Origin of the sequence: Rubrivivax gelatinosus, assembly GCF_004340905.1 — a bacterium.
Lineage (GTDB): Bacteria > Pseudomonadota > Gammaproteobacteria > Burkholderiales > Burkholderiaceae_C > Rubrivivax > Rubrivivax gelatinosus.
This window is the reverse complement of sequence record NZ_SLXD01000011.1, coordinates 89,934-105,660: the sequence shown is the minus strand read 5'-3', so window position 1 is coordinate 105,660 and position 15,727 is coordinate 89,934. Positions and strand designations below refer to the sequence as shown.

Genomic DNA, 15,727 nt, shown 5'->3' with positions numbered 1-15,727 from the left:
CTGCCGAATTTCCACGCCGCCGGCGACGCACACCTAAACTGCTAAAAGCAACATTGTTGATAATTCGTCGATTCGAATGAGAGGAGTTCCCGTCGATGGACGCCCTGCCGGCCAGCGATGACCGCCTGGAGGCAAGCGCTTCCCCGAACCGCTTCGACGCCGCCGCGCATGCGCAGATGGAGTGTTTCCTGCGCGACTTCGGCGAGATGTACCAGGAGGTCGCACGCGCGCACCACGAGGCGCTGTTCCGCCTGGCGCTGGCCGCCGAGTACCGCGACAGCGATACCGGCGAGCACATCATCCGCATGGGCTTCCTGTGCGAGGCGCTGGCGCTGGCGCTGGGACGCTCGGACCGCTGGGCGGCCATGCTGCGCAAGGCCGCGCCGATGCACGACGTCGGCAAGATCGGCATCCCCGACAAGGTGTTGCGCAAGCCCGGCGCGCTGGACCGCGAGGAGCGCGCGACGATGAACGAGCACGCACGCATCGGCGCGGAGATCCTCGGTCAGTCGCGCATCCCGCTGTTCCACATGGCCGCGGAAGTGGCGCTGTCGCACCACGAGCGCTGGGACGGCACGGGCTACCCGGCGGGGCTCGAGGGCGCCGCGATTCCGCTGTCGGGGCGTATCGTCGCGGTCGTCGACTTCTTCGATGCCCTGACGATGGACCGCTGCTACCGCAAGGCCTTCCCGGACGCGCAGGCCCTGCAGATGCTTCGCGAGCAGAGCGGTCGTGCCTTCGATCCCGAGATCACCTCGGTCTTCCTGGCCCTGGCGCCGCGGCTGCTGGCGCTGCGCGACGCGATCAACCGGCGCAAGCCCAGCTTCGCTGACCTCGTCGACGGCCCGACGCCACCCGAGGCGCTGGCGCCATGAAACCGGCTGGCGACTCGCACCGGCGACGACGGCGCCCCTTGACGGCGCGCCTGGTGATCGCCGGCGGCTCGGTGCTGATCCTGCTGCTGGCGGCAGCCACCGCGGGCATCGCGGTCTACGAACACGAAGAAGCCCGGCTGGTGCAGCAGGACCGCGCGCAACTGCTGGCGCGCATGGTCGAGGAACACGCGTCGCATGCACTCGACGATGCCGCCCGCGTGCTCGCGGTGGCGGCCGAGGCGGTGCAGCGCACGCCGCCGCAGCGGCTGGCCGAGCTGGACGCGGCGTTCGCCCGGGCCGCGGCCAGCCAGCCGCTGGTGGCCGCCACCGCACTGGTGGACGAAAGCGGAACGATCGTCGCGTCGAGCGTGCCCGCCGCGCGCGGGAGCAGGCTGGACATCGCCCGGCTGGCGCCGATCCCGGCCGCCGGCCAGCAGGCCTGCGGCAGCTACCTCGCCGACGCCGGGCCGCTGCTGCCCGGCCGCGACACCGTGCCGATCCTGCGCGGCAGCCTCGGCGCCGACGGCCGCCCGATGACGCTGGTGGCGCTGCTGGACAGCTCCGAACTCGCGGCGTTCCTGCGCCATGCGCGCGAGGATCCCGGCACCAGCGCGATGCTCGTGCGCCGCGACGGCCAGGTGCTCAGCGCGACTCCCGACGCGATCGCCGCGGCCGGCGCGCGCCTGGCGGCTCCGGGTGACGGCAGCGCCGCGTTCGCCCAGGCCTCGCGGCTGGTCGTCGCGACGCAGGTGCTGGCGTCGCGGCCGGAGCTGGCGGTCGTCGTCACCCGTGACCTCGACGTCGGCCTGGCGGCGTGGCGCCACCTGGTGGCCTGGCTGCTCGTCGGTGCCGCCGCCGCGGCCGCCGTGATCGCGGCGATGACCTTCATCGCCGAACGCAGCGTGCGCGCACGCGAGGCCGCCCGGCGCCAGCGCGACGCGGCGCAGCTCGCGGTGGCGATGCGCGAACGCGAGCTGAGCGTCATCGTCAAGAGCGTGCAGGAGATGATCTTCCGCACCGACGCCGAGGGCCGGCTCACCTTCGTCAACACGCGCTGGCAGGCGGCCACCGGCGAGCCGGCCGACGCGCTGCTCGGCCGCCGGCTGCTCGAGCTCGTCCACCCCGAGTCGCGCGCGGCGGTCGCCGCGCTGCTGGCGCCGGGGGCGTCGGCCTTGCGCGCGTCGCCGGTGCGCTTTGCCGGTGCCGGCGAGCGCCAGTTCGACTTCGCCGTCTCGCCGCTGATGGAAGGCGAACGTGTCGTCGGCCACGCCGGCAGCGCCGTCGACGTCACCGAGTGCTGCACCGCCCGGCGCGAACTGCAGGAGCAGCTCGCGCTGTGGTCCCAGATGCTCGACACGATGCCGCTGCCGGTGGCGCTGATGGACCACGAGGCCCGCTACATCACCGTCAACCTCGCCTGGGCGACCCAGGCCGGCATGGACCAGGACGAACTGGTGGGCAAACGCGTGCGCGACTACCTGCTGCCGGCCGAGGCCGAGGTGCACGAGCGCCACAACCTCCAGGTGCTGGCGCACGGAGGCACGCTGCGCTACGAGTCCGAGGTCTCGCTGCCCGACGGCTCGCGGCGCACGATGGCTGTCACCAAGGCGGCCGTCTGCGACGCCGACGGCCGCTCGCGAGGCCTGCTGGCGACGCTGACCGACATCAGCGAGTTCCGCGAAGCCGACCGCGCGATGCGCGAGGCGCGCGACATCGCCGAGGAGGCCTCGCGCGCGAAATCGGAGTTCATCGCCAACATCAGCCACGAACTGCGCACGCCGCTGCAGGCGATCATCGGCTTCTCCGAGCTGGGCATGGTACGCGGGCGCGCCCACGAGCGCCTGGCGTCGATGTTCGGCGACATCCACGCCGCCGGCCAGCGCATGCTGGCGCTCGTCAACGACCTGCTGGACGTCTCCAAGATCGAGAGCACGGTGGGCACCTTCCACCTCGAGCGCACCGACCTGAGGCCGCTGGTGCGCGAGGTCGCGCGCGAGATCGACCCGCTGCTGGTGCGCCGCCGGCTGCACCTGGACCTCGTGCTCAGCGACGGGCAGCTCGTCGCCAAGGTCGACCCGCTGCGCTTCCAGCAGGTGGTGCGCAACGTGCTCGCCAACGCGGTGCGCTTCTCGCCCGACGGCGCGACGATCGAGCTGCGCGGCGACATCGACGCGAAGAACCAGATCGTGATCACCGTGCGCGACCAGGGCCCCGGCATCCCGCCGGCGGAACTGGAGACGATCTTCGAGGCCTTCGTGCAGTCGAGCAAGACGAAGGACGGTTCGGGCGGCACCGGCCTGGGGCTGGCCATCTGCCGCAAGATCGTCGAGGCGCATGGCGGCCGCATCCTGGCCGAGAACGCCGACGGCGGCGGCAGCCGCTTCACGATCTCGGTGCCGGCGCGAGGCTTCGCCGACACGGTGGTCTGAGGGCACGAAGCGCCGCCCAACTGCCCATCATGCCTTGCCGCAACGCCGCGCGGAGCTTGCGAATCGTGTGTTTCTGCGCGCCGTCAAGGGCTCTGAAACAGCCGTCCGCAACGCCCTCGCGACCGCTCCGGAGTCTGCTTGTCATCGTTGTGCAACGGGTGCACACTGGCCCGGACGGCCCTCGAAAAGCCCTCTCCCGAACCCGCTACAGACCCCTCTGAACCCTCGTCGCGACCCAGCGCTTTCCCCAGCCGAGCCCGTACGCATTGCAGGGCAAGGCACGTTCCCACCCCTCTCCTAGGAGGCATAGATGAACCTGACGATCAGCGGCCACCACCTCGAAGTCACACCGGCCCTCCGTGAGTACGTGCTCACCAAGCTGGATCGGGTGACGCGACACTTCGACCAGGTCGTGGACGTCACGGTGCTGCTCACCGTCGAGAAGCTGAAGGAAAAGGAACGGCGCCAGAAGGCCGAGGTGACGCTGCGCGTGAAAGGCCGCGACATCTTCGTCGAGCAGGCCCACGAGGATCTGTACGCGGCGATCGACCAGCTGATGGACAAGCTCGACCGCCAGGTCGTGCGCCACAAGGACAAGGTGCAGGACCATCACCACGCGACGGCCAAGCGCCTGGAGACCAACGCCGGCTGAGCAGTCGCCACCCGGCATCGTCGACGGCCCTGAGGGGCCGTTTTTGTTGGGACTCCGGCGCGAATCGTCCAGGGTTTTTCATCTGCCGCAAACAGATGTTGTGATGTAGCCGCAAGAATTCGCGGTTCCCCTGCATCGGGTGGCCCGCTTGCGAGCCGGTCGGAACCCCGATTGCTATCATCCTTCGTCTAGCAACACGACGCGGCAGCAGCGCAGCAGAAACGCGGCCCGCGAGGGGAAGTCCCCATGAACCGACTCGCCGCCATCCTGCCTGCCAGCAACGTGCTGGTGAACGTCGAAGCGACGAGCAAGAAGCGCGTCTTCGAACAGGCAGGGTTGCTGTTCGAAAACCAGCACGCCATCGCCCGTGGCCTCGTCACCGACAACCTGTTCGCGCGCGAACGCCTGGGCTCCACCGGCCTGGGCCACGCCGTCGCGATCCCGCACGGCCGCATCAAGGGCCTGAAGAACCCGCTGGCCGGCGTGCTGCGGGTGCAGCAGCCGATCCCCTTCGACGCCCCGGACGACGAACCGGTCTCGCTGCTGATCTTCCTGCTCGTGCCCGAGGCGGCGACGCAGCGGCATCTGGAGATCCTCTCCGAGATCGCCGAGATGCTGTCCGACCGCGAACTGCGCGAGCGGCTCAAGACCGAGGCCGACGCGGCCGCGGTGCACAAGCTGATCCACGACTGGGAACCGCTGAAGTCCGTCGCATGACGGCGAGCCCGCGATGAAGCCGACTTCGATCAGCGCCGAGGCGCTGTTCGAGGCCCACCGCGCGGCGCTGCGCTGGGAGTGGATCGCCGGCCACGCGCACCCCGAGCGGCGCTTCGACGACAGCGCGGTGCGCGACGCGCGCTCCGCGGCCGACCTCGTCGGCTACCTGAACTACATCCACCCGTACCGCGTCCAGATCGTCGGCCGGCGCGAGATCGCCTACCTCGTCGCCAGCGCGCCCGAGGACCAGGAACGCCGCATCGCGCGCATCGTCACGCTCGAGCCGCCGGTGCTCATCGTCGCCGACGAGCAGGTGCCGCCGGACCGGCTGGTGGCGATGTGCGACCGCGCCGAGATCCCGCTGTTCATCACGCGCGAATCCGCCGGCCACGTCATCGACGTCGTGCGCGCCTACCTGGCGCACCTGTTCGCCGAGCGCACGACGCGCCACGGCGTGTTCATGGACATCCTCGGCCTGGGCGTGCTGCTGACCGGCGAGTCCGGCCTGGGCAAGAGCGAACTCGGGCTGGAGCTGATCTCGCGCGGCCACGGGCTGGTGGCCGACGACGCCGTCGACCTGTACCGCACCTCGCAGACCGCGCTCGAAGGCCGCTGCCCCGAGCTGCTGATGAACCTGCTCGAGGTGCGCGGCATCGGCCTGCTGGACATCAAGGCGATCTTCGGCGAGACCGCGGTGCGGCGCAAGATGCGCCTGCGCCTCATCGTGCACCTGGTGCGCAAGGAGACGATGGAGCGCGAATTCGAGCGCCTGCCCTACGAGCCGCTGTACGAGGAGATCCTCGGCATCCCGGTGCGCAAGGTGGTGATCGCGGTGGACGCCGGGCGCAACCTCGCGGTGCTGGTCGAGGCCGCGGTGCGCAACACGGTGCTGCAGCTGCGCGGCATCGACACCTACCAGGAGTTCATCGAGCGCCACCAGCGCGCGATGGAGCGCGGCCAGGGCTGACGCCAGAACGCGCGCGCAGGACGCGCGCGGCGCTCACTTGCCGTGGCGGTGCTTGCAGTCCGGGCGCGTGCAGCGCGCGTACAGCGCCAGCGCGTGGTCCTGCAGCTCGAAGCCGCGCTGCGAGGCGATGGCGCGCTGGCGGACCTCGATCTCCGGGTCGTAGAACTCCTCGACACGGCCGCAGTCCATGCAGACCAGGTGGTCGTGGTGCTGGCCTTCGTTGAGCTCGAAGACCGACTTGCCGGACTCGAAGTTGCTGCGCGACAGCAACCCCGCCTGCTCGAACTGCATCAGCACGCGGTAGACGGTGGCCAGGCCGATGTCGGCACCTTCGTTGAGCAGGGCCTTGAAGACGTCCTCGGCCGTCATGTGGCGGCGCTCGGCGCTCTGGAACACCTCCAGGATCTTGATGCGCGGCAGCGTGGCCTTCAGGCCGCTGCTCTTCAGTTCTTCGGCATTGGACATGTCGGAAATCCTCGAGGGCCGGCACTGCACGGTCGCCGGCTAGAATGCCGGCCATCATAGCCAGCCTATCGCGCCGTTCTCTGCGGCCGCGCAGGAATCCCCTCATGCTTCGCATCCTGGCCCTGCTGTCCGGCTCGCTGTTGCTGGGCGCATGCTCCTCGACGCCGTCGTCCGGCCCCAGCTTCCTCGGTTTCATCACGCCGTACCGCATCGACATCGTGCAGGGCAACGTCGTCACGCGCGAGCAGCTGCAGGCGCTGAAGATCGGCATGTCGCGCGAACAGGTGCGCAACGTGCTCGGCACGCCGCTGGTCACCGATCCGTTCCACGCCGAGCGCTGGGACTACATCTTCACGATCCGCCGTCCCGGCACCGAGCCCCAGCGGCGCAGCATGGTCGTGCGTTTCGACGCCGCCGGCGTCGTTGCCGCCGTCGAGGCGCCGGAGGACCTGCCGAGCGAGCGCGAGTTCGTCGACTCGATCACGCGCCAGAAGGACGAGAAGCCCAAGGTGCCCAAGCTCGAGCTGACCGAGGCCGAGCGCCTGGCGCTGCCGCGCCCGCCCAGGCGCGAGGAGGCAGCGCCCGAAGCCGAGCCGCAAGGCGCGGCGCGCCGCTACCCGCCGCTGGAGGCTTCGTGAGCCTGGTCTCGATCGCGGTGGCCGGCGCCTCCGGGCGCATGGGCCGCATGCTGGTCGAGGCGGTGCTCGGCAGCCAGGGCTGCCGCCTCAGCGGCGCGCTCGACCTGCCGGGCAGCCCCGCGCTCGGCCAGGACGCTGGCGCCTTCCTCGGCCGCACGACCGGCGTCGCCGTCACCGCCGACCTGCGCGCCGGCCTCGCCGGTGCCGACGTGCTGATCGACTTCACCCGCCCCGAAGGCACGCTGGCACACCTGGCGCTGTGCCGCGAACTCGGCGTGCGCATGGTCATCGGCACCACCGGCTTCACCCCGCAGCAGAAGGCCGAGATCGCCGCCGCCGCGCAGCACGTCGGCGTCGTCTTCGCGCCCAACATGAGCGTCGGCGTCAACGTCGTGCTCAAGCTGCTGGAAACCGCGGCCAAGGCGCTGGCCGACGGCTACGACATCGAGATCGTCGAGGCCCACCACCGCCACAAGGTCGACGCCCCGAGCGGCACCGCACTGGCGATGGGCGAGGCGGTGGCGCGCGCGCTCGGCCAGGACCTGGCCGAGCAGGCCGTCTTCGCGCGCGAAGGCCACACCGGCGAACGCCAGCCCGGCACGATCGGCTTCGCGACGATCCGCGGCGGCGACATCGTCGGCGACCACACGGTGCTGTTCGCCGGCACCGGCGAGCGCATCGAGATCAGCCACCGCAGCAACAGCCGCGCGAACTACGCCGCCGGCAGCGTGCGCGCGGCGCGTTTCCTCGTCGAGCACGGCCCCGGGCTGTACGGCATGGCCGACGTGCTGGGCCTGTAGCCCGGCTGCCGCCGATGCAGGGCCTGGAACACTTCTGGGGCGAGGCCGACACGGTCGGCCGCATCGTCGCGCTGCTGCTGTTCACGATGTCGGTCGCGGCCTGGCTGCTGATCGTCTGGAAGGGCCTGCTGCTGCGTCGCGCCGGCGCCGACATCCGGCGCGCGGTGCCGGCCTTCTGGGACGCCGCCTCGGTCAGCGACGGCCGCAGCCGCGTGCAGGCGCTGGACCGCGAAGGCGTGCTGCTGCCGCTCGTCGACGCCACCGTCGCACCGGCCGCCGGTGGCACGCTCGAAGGCGCCGCGGCGCTGGACGCACGGCTCACGCGTCGCCTGCGCGACGCGCTGCACCGCGGCCTGGCGCACCTGCAGTTCGGCCAGGTGATCCTGGCCTCGATCGGCAGCACCGCGCCCTTCGTCGGCCTGTTCGGCACCGTCTGGGCCATCCACCATGCGCTCACCGGCATCGGCGAGGCGGGCACGCTGACGATCGAGCGTGTCGCCGGCCCGGTCGGCGAGGCGCTGGTGATGACGGCAGCGGGCATCGCCGTCGCCGTGCCGGCGGTGCTGGCCTACAACGCCTTCGGCAAGCTGGTCGCCGCCTGCGAGGCCGAACTCGAAGGTTTCGCCCACGACCTGCGCCGCATGGTGCTGGACTCGGCGCGCGACTGAGGCCCCGGCGATGGCCTTCGGACGCCTGGACCGCTCGAGCCCGCCGCCGCCGATCAGCGAGATCAACATGACGCCGCTGATCGACGTCATGCTCGTGCTGCTGGTGATCTTCATCGTCACCGCGCCGCTGCTGGCGTCGAGCCTGAAGCTCCAGTTGCCCGAGGCCGGCGCCTCGACGCCGTCGGACACGCCGGGATTCGTCGCCGTCGCGATCGACGCCGACGGCCAGCTCTACCTGGGCGAGCAGCGCGCCGCTGCCGGGGAGGTCGAACGCGCGCTGCGCGAGGCCGGCGCACGCGACCCGCAGACCGAGGTGCGGCTGCGCGCCGACCGCGCCGTGCCCTACGGCCGCGTCGCCGAGCTGATCGACGCCGCCCAGCAGGCGGGCCTGACACGCATCGGCTTCGTCACCGAGCCTGCCGCCCCCAGGTAGCTCCCTACAATCCGGGGGATGAACGAAAAGTACGTCCCCGCCGAAGTCGAAGCCGCCGCCCAGGCGCACTGGAACGCCACCGGTGCGTTCAAGGTCGTCGAGGACCCGGACCGGCCCAAGTTCTACGCCTGCTCGATGCTGCCCTACCCCAGCGGCAAGCTGCACATGGGGCACGTGCGCAACTACACCATCAACGACATGATGGCGCGCTACCTGCGCATGAAGGGCATGAACGTCCTGATGCCGATGGGCTGGGACGCCTTCGGCCTGCCGGCGGAGAACGCGGCCATCGACAACGGCGTCGCGCCGGCCAAGTGGACGCGCGCCAACATCGCCGAGATGAAGAGCCAGATGCAGCCGCTGGGCCTGGCCTTCGACTGGAGCCGCGAGGTCGCCACCTGCGACGCCGGCTACTACAAGTGGAACCAGTGGTTCTTCCTGAAGATGCTCGAGAAGGGCATCGCCTACAAGAAGACCCAGGTCGTCAACTGGGACCCGATCGACCAGACGGTGCTGGCCAACGAGCAGGTCGTCGACGGCCGCGGCTGGCGCTCCGGCGCGATCGTCGAGAAGCGCGAGATCCCCGGCTACTACCTGGCGATCACGCAGTACGCCGACGAGCTGCTGGCCGGCGTCAACGACAGCACCAGCGCCCACTACCTCGAAGGCTGGCCGGAACGCGTGCGCCTGATGCAGGAGCACTGGATCGGCAAGAGCGAGGGCGTGCGCTTCGCGTTCACGCACGACATCCGCGGCGCCGACGGCGAGCTGATCCAGGGCGGGCGCATGTACGTCTTCACGACGCGCCCCGACACGATCAAGGGCGTCACCTTCTGCGCCGTCGCCGCCGAGCACCCGCTGGCGCAGCACGCCGCGCAAGGCAAGCCCGAGCTGGCGGCCTTCATCGAGCAGTGCAAGAAGGGCGGCACGACCGAGGCCGAGCTGGCGCTCAAGGAGAAGGAAGGCCGCCCGACCGGCCTCTTCGTCACCCACCCGCTGACCGGCGAACAGGTGCCGGTCTGGGTCGGCAACTACGTGCTGATGAGCTACGGCGACGGCGCGGTGATGGGCGTGCCGGCGCACGACGAGCGTGACTTCGCCTTCGCCAAGAAGTACGGCCTGAACATCGTCCAGGTGGTGCACGTCGACGGCGAGCACTACGACTACGAGCGCTGGCAGGACTGGTACGCCGACAAGACGCGCGGCGTGACGATCAACTCCGGCAACTACAGCGGCCTGGCGTACAAGCAGGCCGTCGACGCCGTGGCCGCCGCGCTGCAGGCCAAGGGCCTGGGCGAGAAGAAGACCACCTGGCGCCTGCGCGACTGGGGCATCAGCCGCCAGCGCTACTGGGGCACGCCGATCCCGATCATCCACTGCCCGCACTGCGGCGACGTGCCGGTGCCCGAGAAGGACCTGCCGGTCGTGCTGCCCGAGGATCTGGTGCCGGACGGCAGCGGCAACCCGCTGAACAAGTGCGAGTCCTTCCTGAACGTCGCCTGCCCCAAGTGCGGCAAGCCCGCGCGGCGCGAGACGGACACGATGGACACCTTCGTCGACTCGTCCTGGTACTACATGCGCTACTGCTGCCCGGACAGCGAGGGCGCGATGGTCGACGCGCGCAACGAGTACTGGATGCCGATGGACCAGTACATCGGCGGCATCGAGCACGCGGTGCTGCACCTGCTGTACGCGCGTTTCTGGACCAAGGCGATGCGCGACATCGGCCTGGTGAGCTTCAGCGAGCCGTTCACGAAGCTGTTCACGCAGGGCATGCTGCTCAACGAGTCCTACTACCGCGAGGACGCGTCGGGCAAGAAACGCTGGTTCTACCCGAGCGAAGTCGACGTGAAGTTCGACGAGCGCGGCCAGCCGGTGGGCGCCGTGGCCAAGGCCGACGGCCAGCCGGTGCAGCTCGGCGGCATCGAGAAGATGTCCAAGAGCAAGAACAACGTCGTCGAGCCGCGCGACATCATCGCCAGGTTCGGCGCCGACACCGCGCGCACCTTCACGATGTTCGCCGGCCCGCCGGACCAGAGCGCCGCGTGGTCGGACTCGGGCGCCGAAGGCGTGTTCCGCTTCCTGCGCCGGCTCTGGAGCTTCGGCGTCAAGGTCGCGCCGCGCGTGGCCGCCGCCGGCGCCGCGCCGCAGGGCACGAACCCGCTGCGCTACGAGGTGCACACGCTGCTCAGGCAGATCGGCGCCGACTACGACCGGCTGCAGTACAACACCGTCGTCTCCGGCACGATGAAGCTGCTGAACGCGCTCGAAGACGGCGCCGGCGCGGCCGACGACGCGACGCTGCGCGAAGGCGTCGGCATCCTGCTGCGCGCGCTGTACCCGGCGGCGCCGCACGTCGCGCACGCGCTGTGGGGCGAGCTCGGTTTCGTCGCCACGCTGGGCGATCTGATGGACGCGCCCTGGCCGCAGGTCGAGGAAGCCGCGCTCGAACGTTCGGAGATCGAGCTTGTGCTGCAGATCGCCGGCAAGACCCGCGGCAGCGTGCGCATCCCCGCCGACGCCGACCGCAAGGCGATCGAGGCCGCGGCGCTGGCCTCGCCCGAGTTCGCCAAGTTCAGCGACGGCAAGGCGGCGAAGAAGGTCATCGTCGTGCCGGGCCGGCTCGTCAATGTCGTCGTCTGACCGCCGCCGCGCGCTCGGCGCGATCGCCGCGCTGGGCGCGTTCGCGCTCGGCGGCTGCGGCTTTCAGCTGCGCCGGCCGCAGAAGCCGAGCTTCGAGCGCATCGCGCTGGTCGGCTTCAAGCCGAAGTCGACGGTCGGCGCGGCGCTGCGCCGTGCACTCGCACCCGACGTTCGCATCGTCGACGTGCCCGCCGCCGCCCAGGTGATCCTGGAGATCACCGAGGACAAACGCGAGAAGAGCGTCGTCGCGTCGACCTCCGCCGCCCAGGTGCGCGAGTTCGAGATCCGCGTGCGCCTGCACTTCAGCGCGCGCACGCCCGACGGGCGCGAGCTGATCGCTCCGACCGAGCTGCTGCGCGAGGAAGACCTGAGCTACAGCGAGAGCGCGGCACTGGCCAAGCAGTTCGAGGAGGCCGACCTGTACCGCGACATGGAAAACGACATCGTGATCCAGGTGATGCGACGCCTGGCGGCGATCCGCCTGTAAATGCAACTGCGTCCGGAACATCTCGAGCAGCGCCTGCAGCGCGGGCTCGACACGCTCTACACGATCCACGGCGACGAGCCGCTGCTGGCCCAGGAGGCGGGCGACACGATCCGCGCCGCGGCGCGCGCCGCCGGCTTCGTCGAGCGCCAGGTCTTCACCGTCGGCCAGCACTTCGACTGGAGCGCGCTGCTCGGCGCGGCGCAGGCGCTGTCGCTGTTCGCCGACCGCCAGCTGATCGAGATCCGCATCCCCAACGGCAAACCCGGCAAGGACGGCTCGGAGGCGCTGCAGCGCTACTGCCAGCAGCTCTCGCCCGACGTGCTGACGCTGGTGACGCTACCCAGGCTCGACTTCCAGCAGCAGAAGTCGGCCTGGTTCACCGCGCTCGACGGCGCCGGCGTGACGCTGAAGGTCGAGCCGGTGGAACGCAAGGCGCTGCCGGCCTGGCTGGCGCAGCGCCTGGGCCGCCAGGGCCAGCGTGTGGCCAGCGGCGAAGCCGGACAGCAGACGCTGGCCTTCTTCGCCGACCGTGTCGAAGGCAACCTGCTGGCCGCGCACCAGGAGCTGCAGAAGCTCGCGCTGCTGTACCCGCCGGGCGAACTGAGTTTCGAGCAGGTCGAGGCCGCGGTGCTCGACGTCGCGCGCTACGACGTCTTCAAGCTCGGCGAGGCGGTGCTCGCCGGCCAGGTGGCGCGTGCGCTGCGCATGCTCGACGGCCTGCGCGCCGAAGGCGAGGCCGCGGTGCTGGTGCACTGGACGCTGGCCGAGGACCTGCGTGCGCTGGCGCGTGTGCGCGCCGCCGTCGACGACGGCAAACCGCTGCCGCTGGCGCTGCGCGAGGCGCGGGTCTGGGGCACGAAGGAAAAGCTCTACGAACGCGTGCTGCCGGCGCTGGCCAGCCACCAGACGCAGCACCTGGTGCAGGCGGCGAGCATCGTCGACGGCATCGTCAAGGGCCTGCGCCACCCCGACTGGCCGGCCGAGCCCTGGGACGCGCTGCGCCGCCTGGTGCTGATGACCGTCGAGGCCGCCGCCGCGGCCGGCACGCCGACGCGTGGCACACGCGCCAGCATGCCCCGCGCTCTGGCCCTCCACGCCTGATTCAGTAACCGCGCCCGCGATCGACCAGATGCGCGACGGGCCGGCCGTCGCGCCAGGCGCGCAGGTTGGCGGCGACGACGGCGCTGGCGCTGCGCGCATCGGTCGCTGCCGCCGCGTGCGGCAGCACGGTGACACGCGGATGGGCCCAGAACCCATGGCCCGGCGGCAGCGGCTCGTGGCGGAAGACGTCGAGCACCGCGTGGCGCAGCCGGCCGCCGTCCAGCGCCGCGAGCAGGTCGGCCTCGACGACGTGGGCGCCGCGGCCCAGGTTCACCAGCGAGGCACCCGCGGGCAGCGCGGCCAGGAAACGCGCGTCGATCAGCTCGCGCGTGGCGGGTGTCAGCGGCAGCAGGTTGACGACGATGTCGGCACCGGCCAGCAACGGCGCCAGCTCGCGGCCGCGGTGCCAGTGTTCGACGCGGTAGCCCAGCGCCGCCAGGCGCGCGCCGACCGTGCCGCCCATCTCGCCGCGGCCCAGCACCAGCACCGGCACCTCGTCGGCGCGGCGCTGCGCATGCGGCCGCCACAGGCCTTCGCGCTGGCGCGCGGCGTAGTCGAAGAAGCCGCGGTGCAGCGCCAGCACGGCCCACAGCGCGGTCTCGGCCATCGCGGCGCCCATCGCCGGGTCGACCATGCGCGCCACCGGCACGCCGGGCGGCAGCGTCGGGTCGGCGAGCAGGCGGTCGACGCCGGCCCACAAGGACTGCACCAGCGCCAGCGAAGGCATGCCGGCCAGCGCGCCGGGCGGCGGGTTGGCGACGACGGCGACCTCGGCATCACCGTCGTCGCACCAGCGTGCTTCGGGCAGCGCGGCGGCGAGCTCGTGCCGCCAGCGCGCGTCGATCTCGCCGGCGAGGCGGACCTTCATGGACGCGCCGCCGCCGCCAGCGTGGCCAGCGCCGCGTCCACCGTCGATTCGCGCACCGCGGCGCGGTCGCCGCCGAGTTGCAGCAGCCGCGCCTCGGTGCGCCCGGCCACGGCCCAGGCGATCCAGACCGTGCCGACCGGCTTGCCGGGCACCGCGCCGCCGGGGCCGGCGATGCCGGTGACGGCCATCGTCAGCTCGACCGGCGAGCGCGCCAGCAGCCCTTCGGCCATCGCGCGCGCGACTTCCTCGCTGACCGCGCCGTGCGCGGCGATCAGCGCCGCCGGCACGCCCAGCAGCCCGGTCTTGGCTTCGTTGCTGTAGCTGACGACGCCGCGCTCGAACCAGTCGCTGGAGCCTGCGACCGCGGTGCAGGCCGCGGCCAGCAGGCCGCCGGTGCAGCTCTCGGCGCAGGCGATGCGCCAGCGGCGCGCCCGCAGCGCGTCGGCCAGCGCCAGCACCGCCGGCTCGAAACGCGTCAGCGCCACAGCGTGACCCAGAGCGCGATGACCAGCAGCGTGCAGCCGGCAGCCACCAGGTCGTCGAAGACGATGCCGAAGCCTTCGCGCCAGCCGATCGTGCCGTCGGACCGGGGCTTGAAACGCCGGTCGGCCCAGCCCACCGGGCCGGGTTTGGCGGCGTCGAAGAAACGGAACAGCGCGAACGCGATGGCCTGCATCACGAAGCCGGCCGGCGTCACCAGCCAGAGCACGATCCAGAACGCCACCACCTCGTCCCAGACCACCGCGGACGGGTCGCCGACACCCAGGTGGCGCGCGGTGACGGCGCAGACCCACGGCGCGATCAGCAGCCCGGCCCCGATGAGCAGGGCCCAGCCGGCCGCGCCCAGCCAGGGGTCGAGCAGCCAGAACGCGCCCCAGGCCCAGAGCGTGCCGAAGGTGCCCGGCGCCTTGGGGGCGAGGCCGCTGCCGAAACCGAGTGCGACACAGTGCGCCGGGTGGCGCAGCATGAACGCCGTGCTGGCACCCGAGGCGGCCATCAGGCGAAGTGGTCGAAACCGCGTGGCGCGACGCCCAGCGGCCGGCCCTGGCCGTCGAGGACACGCAGCTCGTCCTCGGCGTCGATGCCGCCGATGCAGGTCACCGCCACCTGGGCTTCGGCGGCCGCCGCCAGCACCGCGTCGCGGCGCGACGGCGGCGCGGTGAACAGCAGCTCGTAGTCGTCGCCGCCGGCGAGCAGGCATTCGTGCTGCAGCGCGGCCGGCTGCATCGCCAGCATGGTGCTGCGCGGGATGGCGTCGAAGTCGACCGTCGCGCCGACGCCCGACAGCCGCATCACGTGGCCCAGGTCGCCGGCCAGGCCGTCGCTGAGGTCGATCGCGCTGGTGGCAACCCCGCGCAGCGCGATGCCCAGCGGCACGCGCGGCTCGGGGCATTCCATCGCCCGGCGCACTTCCTCGAAGGCGCTGCCGGGCAGCATCGCCGTGCCGCGGAAGACCTCCAGCGCCAGGCGCGCGTCGCCGAGACGGCCGCTGACCCAGAGGTCGTGGCCGGGGCGGGCGCCGCTGCGCAGCAGCGCCTGATCGGGCGGCACCTGGCCGAAGACGGTGATGCAGATCGACAGCGGGCCGGCGGTCGTGTCGCCGCCGACGAGCTCGATGCCGTGGCGCTCGGCCAGCGCGAACAGGCCGCGCGAGAAGCCGGCGAGAAAACTCTCGTCGACACGCGGCATCGAGATCGCCAGCGTGAAGGCCAGCGGCTCGGCGCCGCAGGCCGCCAGGTCCGACAGGTTCACCGCCAGCGCCTTGTGGCCCAGACGCTCCGGGGCGACGGTGGACAGGAAGTGCCGTCCCTCGACCAGCAGGTCGCTGGAGACGGCCAGGCGCATGCCCGGCTCGACGTCCAGCAGCGCGCAGTCGTCGCCGACGCCCAGCGCGGCGCGCCGCGGCGTGCGGCCGAAGTACTTCTCGATGAGTTCGAATTCGCCCATGGTCGACAGGATGCTGGCGGCCTCAGAGGGCAGGCCG

Annotated in this window: 17 protein-coding genes; 12 read left to right on the top strand and 5 right to left on the bottom strand. The window is 71.6% G+C overall.

Annotation, left to right across the window (positions count from 1 at the left end):
* Window positions 1-95: 95 nt before the first annotated feature.
* The 5 genes from EV684_RS17160 (at window position 96) to hprK (ending at window position 5,640) form a co-directional block, all read left to right on the top strand.
* On the top strand, window positions 96-875 hold the full coding sequence (locus EV684_RS17160; RefSeq protein ID WP_132648516.1) for an HD-GYP domain-containing protein: 780 nt from the start codon (window positions 96-98) through the stop codon (window positions 873-875).
* A gap of 38 nt (window positions 876-913) precedes the next feature.
* Window positions 914-3,304 (top strand): ATP-binding protein, encoded by a 2,391-nt coding sequence (locus EV684_RS17155; protein WP_243651201.1) that lies wholly within the window; start codon window positions 914-916, stop codon window positions 3,302-3,304.
* 310 nt (window positions 3,305-3,614) lie between these two features.
* The gene (gene hpf / locus EV684_RS17150) at window positions 3,615-3,956 is read left to right on the top strand and encodes a ribosome hibernation-promoting factor, HPF/YfiA family (RefSeq protein WP_132648514.1); all 342 of its coding nucleotides are present in this window, start codon (window positions 3,615-3,617) and stop codon (window positions 3,954-3,956) included.
* A gap of 246 nt (window positions 3,957-4,202) precedes the next feature.
* Complete coding sequence (locus EV684_RS17145; protein WP_132648513.1) at window positions 4,203-4,673, top strand: PTS sugar transporter subunit IIA; 471 nt, start codon at window positions 4,203-4,205, stop codon at window positions 4,671-4,673.
* A gap of 13 nt (window positions 4,674-4,686) precedes the next feature.
* A complete protein-coding gene (gene hprK / locus EV684_RS17140; protein WP_132648512.1) occupies window positions 4,687-5,640 on the top strand; it encodes an HPr(Ser) kinase/phosphatase in 954 nt (317 codons plus the stop codon).
* 33 nt (window positions 5,641-5,673) lie between these two features.
* Here hprK and fur read toward each other — a convergent pair whose 3' ends face one another.
* Window positions 5,674-6,105, bottom strand: a complete 432-nt coding sequence (gene fur, locus EV684_RS17135) for a ferric iron uptake transcriptional regulator (RefSeq protein WP_009855794.1) — start codon at window positions 6,103-6,105, stop codon at window positions 5,674-5,676.
* Window positions 6,106-6,209: 104 nt separating this feature from the next.
* On the opposite strand from fur, the gene EV684_RS17130 reads away from it, so the two are divergent.
* The 7 genes from EV684_RS17130 to holA are packed head-to-tail and all read left to right on the top strand — an operon-like array spanning window position 6,210 to window position 12,875.
* Window positions 6,210-6,743, top strand: a complete 534-nt coding sequence (locus tag EV684_RS17130; protein ID WP_132648511.1) for an outer membrane protein assembly factor BamE — start codon at window positions 6,210-6,212, stop codon at window positions 6,741-6,743.
* A complete protein-coding gene (gene dapB / locus EV684_RS17125; RefSeq protein WP_132648510.1) occupies window positions 6,740-7,543 on the top strand; it encodes a 4-hydroxy-tetrahydrodipicolinate reductase in 804 nt (267 codons plus the stop codon). Before EV684_RS17130 ends, dapB begins: the two co-directional genes overlap by 4 nt.
* 14 nt (window positions 7,544-7,557) lie before the next feature.
* Window positions 7,558-8,211 carry a MotA/TolQ/ExbB proton channel family protein gene (locus tag EV684_RS17120; protein WP_132648509.1) on the top strand — a complete coding sequence of 218 codons (654 nt, stop codon included), beginning with the start codon at window positions 7,558-7,560 and terminating at the stop codon, window positions 8,209-8,211.
* A 10-nt stretch (window positions 8,212-8,221) separates the two neighbouring features.
* Window positions 8,222-8,644 carry an ExbD/TolR family protein gene (locus tag EV684_RS17115; protein WP_132648508.1) on the top strand — a complete coding sequence of 141 codons (423 nt, stop codon included), beginning with the start codon at window positions 8,222-8,224 and terminating at the stop codon, window positions 8,642-8,644.
* An 18-nt stretch (window positions 8,645-8,662) separates the two neighbouring features.
* Entirely contained in the window at window positions 8,663-11,287 is a 2,625-nt protein-coding gene (leuS, locus tag EV684_RS17110) for a leucine--tRNA ligase (RefSeq protein WP_132648507.1), read from the top strand.
* The gene (locus tag EV684_RS17105; RefSeq protein WP_132648506.1) at window positions 11,274-11,774 is read left to right on the top strand and encodes an LPS-assembly lipoprotein LptE; all 501 of its coding nucleotides are present in this window, start codon (window positions 11,274-11,276) and stop codon (window positions 11,772-11,774) included. Before leuS ends, EV684_RS17105 begins: the two co-directional genes overlap by 14 nt.
* A complete protein-coding gene (gene holA, locus EV684_RS17100) occupies window positions 11,775-12,875 on the top strand; it encodes a DNA polymerase III subunit delta (RefSeq protein WP_132648505.1) in 1,101 nt (366 codons plus the stop codon).
* Window position 12,876: 1 nt separating this feature from the next.
* Here the strand turns inward: holA and EV684_RS17095 are convergent, their stop codons facing one another.
* From EV684_RS17095 to thiL, 4 genes are read right to left on the bottom strand one after another with little or no spacing between them, the layout of a single operon-like run.
* A complete protein-coding gene (locus EV684_RS17095) occupies window positions 12,877-13,743 on the bottom strand; it encodes a 2-hydroxyacid dehydrogenase (protein ID WP_132648504.1) in 867 nt (288 codons plus the stop codon).
* A complete protein-coding gene (locus EV684_RS17090) occupies window positions 13,740-14,228 on the bottom strand; it encodes a CinA family protein (RefSeq protein WP_132648503.1) in 489 nt (162 codons plus the stop codon). The genes EV684_RS17095 and EV684_RS17090 overlap by 4 nt, the downstream gene beginning before the upstream one ends.
* Window positions 14,219-14,740, bottom strand: a complete 522-nt coding sequence (locus EV684_RS17085) for a phosphatidylglycerophosphatase A family protein (RefSeq protein ID WP_132648502.1) — start codon at window positions 14,738-14,740, stop codon at window positions 14,219-14,221. Before EV684_RS17085 ends, EV684_RS17090 begins: the two co-directional genes overlap by 10 nt.
* A complete protein-coding gene (gene thiL, locus EV684_RS17080; RefSeq protein ID WP_132648501.1) occupies window positions 14,740-15,690 on the bottom strand; it encodes a thiamine-phosphate kinase in 951 nt (316 codons plus the stop codon). Before thiL ends, EV684_RS17085 begins: the two co-directional genes overlap by 1 nt.
* Window positions 15,691-15,727 lie beyond the last annotated feature (37 nt).

What these genes read in the sequence shown, in the direction of transcription:
- hprK (WP_132648512.1), top strand. Translation starts at nt 4,687, where the DNA reads ATGAAGCCGACTTCGATCAGCGCCGAGGCGCTGTTCGAGGCCCACCGC.
- fur (WP_009855794.1), bottom strand. Translation starts at nt 6,105, where the DNA reads ATGTCCAATGCCGAAGAACTGAAGAGCAGCGGCCTGAAGGCCACGCTG.
- EV684_RS17115 (WP_132648508.1), top strand. Translation starts at nt 8,222, where the DNA reads ATGGCCTTCGGACGCCTGGACCGCTCGAGCCCGCCGCCGCCGATCAGC.
- EV684_RS17085 (WP_132648502.1), bottom strand. Translation starts at nt 14,740, where the DNA reads ATGGCCGCCTCGGGTGCCAGCACGGCGTTCATGCTGCGCCACCCGGCG.
- EV684_RS17105 (WP_132648506.1), top strand. Translation starts at nt 11,274, where the DNA reads ATGTCGTCGTCTGACCGCCGCCGCGCGCTCGGCGCGATCGCCGCGCTG.
- EV684_RS17120 (WP_132648509.1), top strand. Translation starts at nt 7,558, where the DNA reads ATGCAGGGCCTGGAACACTTCTGGGGCGAGGCCGACACGGTCGGCCGC.
- hpf (WP_132648514.1), top strand. Translation starts at nt 3,615, where the DNA reads ATGAACCTGACGATCAGCGGCCACCACCTCGAAGTCACACCGGCCCTC.
- EV684_RS17130 (WP_132648511.1), top strand. Translation starts at nt 6,210, where the DNA reads ATGCTTCGCATCCTGGCCCTGCTGTCCGGCTCGCTGTTGCTGGGCGCA.
- EV684_RS17095 (WP_132648504.1), bottom strand. Translation starts at nt 13,743, where the DNA reads ATGAAGGTCCGCCTCGCCGGCGAGATCGACGCGCGCTGGCGGCACGAG.
- EV684_RS17160 (WP_132648516.1), top strand. Translation starts at nt 96, where the DNA reads ATGGACGCCCTGCCGGCCAGCGATGACCGCCTGGAGGCAAGCGCTTCC.
- holA (WP_132648505.1), top strand. Translation starts at nt 11,775, where the DNA reads ATGCAACTGCGTCCGGAACATCTCGAGCAGCGCCTGCAGCGCGGGCTC.
- leuS (WP_132648507.1), top strand. Translation starts at nt 8,663, where the DNA reads ATGAACGAAAAGTACGTCCCCGCCGAAGTCGAAGCCGCCGCCCAGGCG.
- thiL (WP_132648501.1), bottom strand. Translation starts at nt 15,690, where the DNA reads ATGGGCGAATTCGAACTCATCGAGAAGTACTTCGGCCGCACGCCGCGG.
- EV684_RS17145 (WP_132648513.1), top strand. Translation starts at nt 4,203, where the DNA reads ATGAACCGACTCGCCGCCATCCTGCCTGCCAGCAACGTGCTGGTGAAC.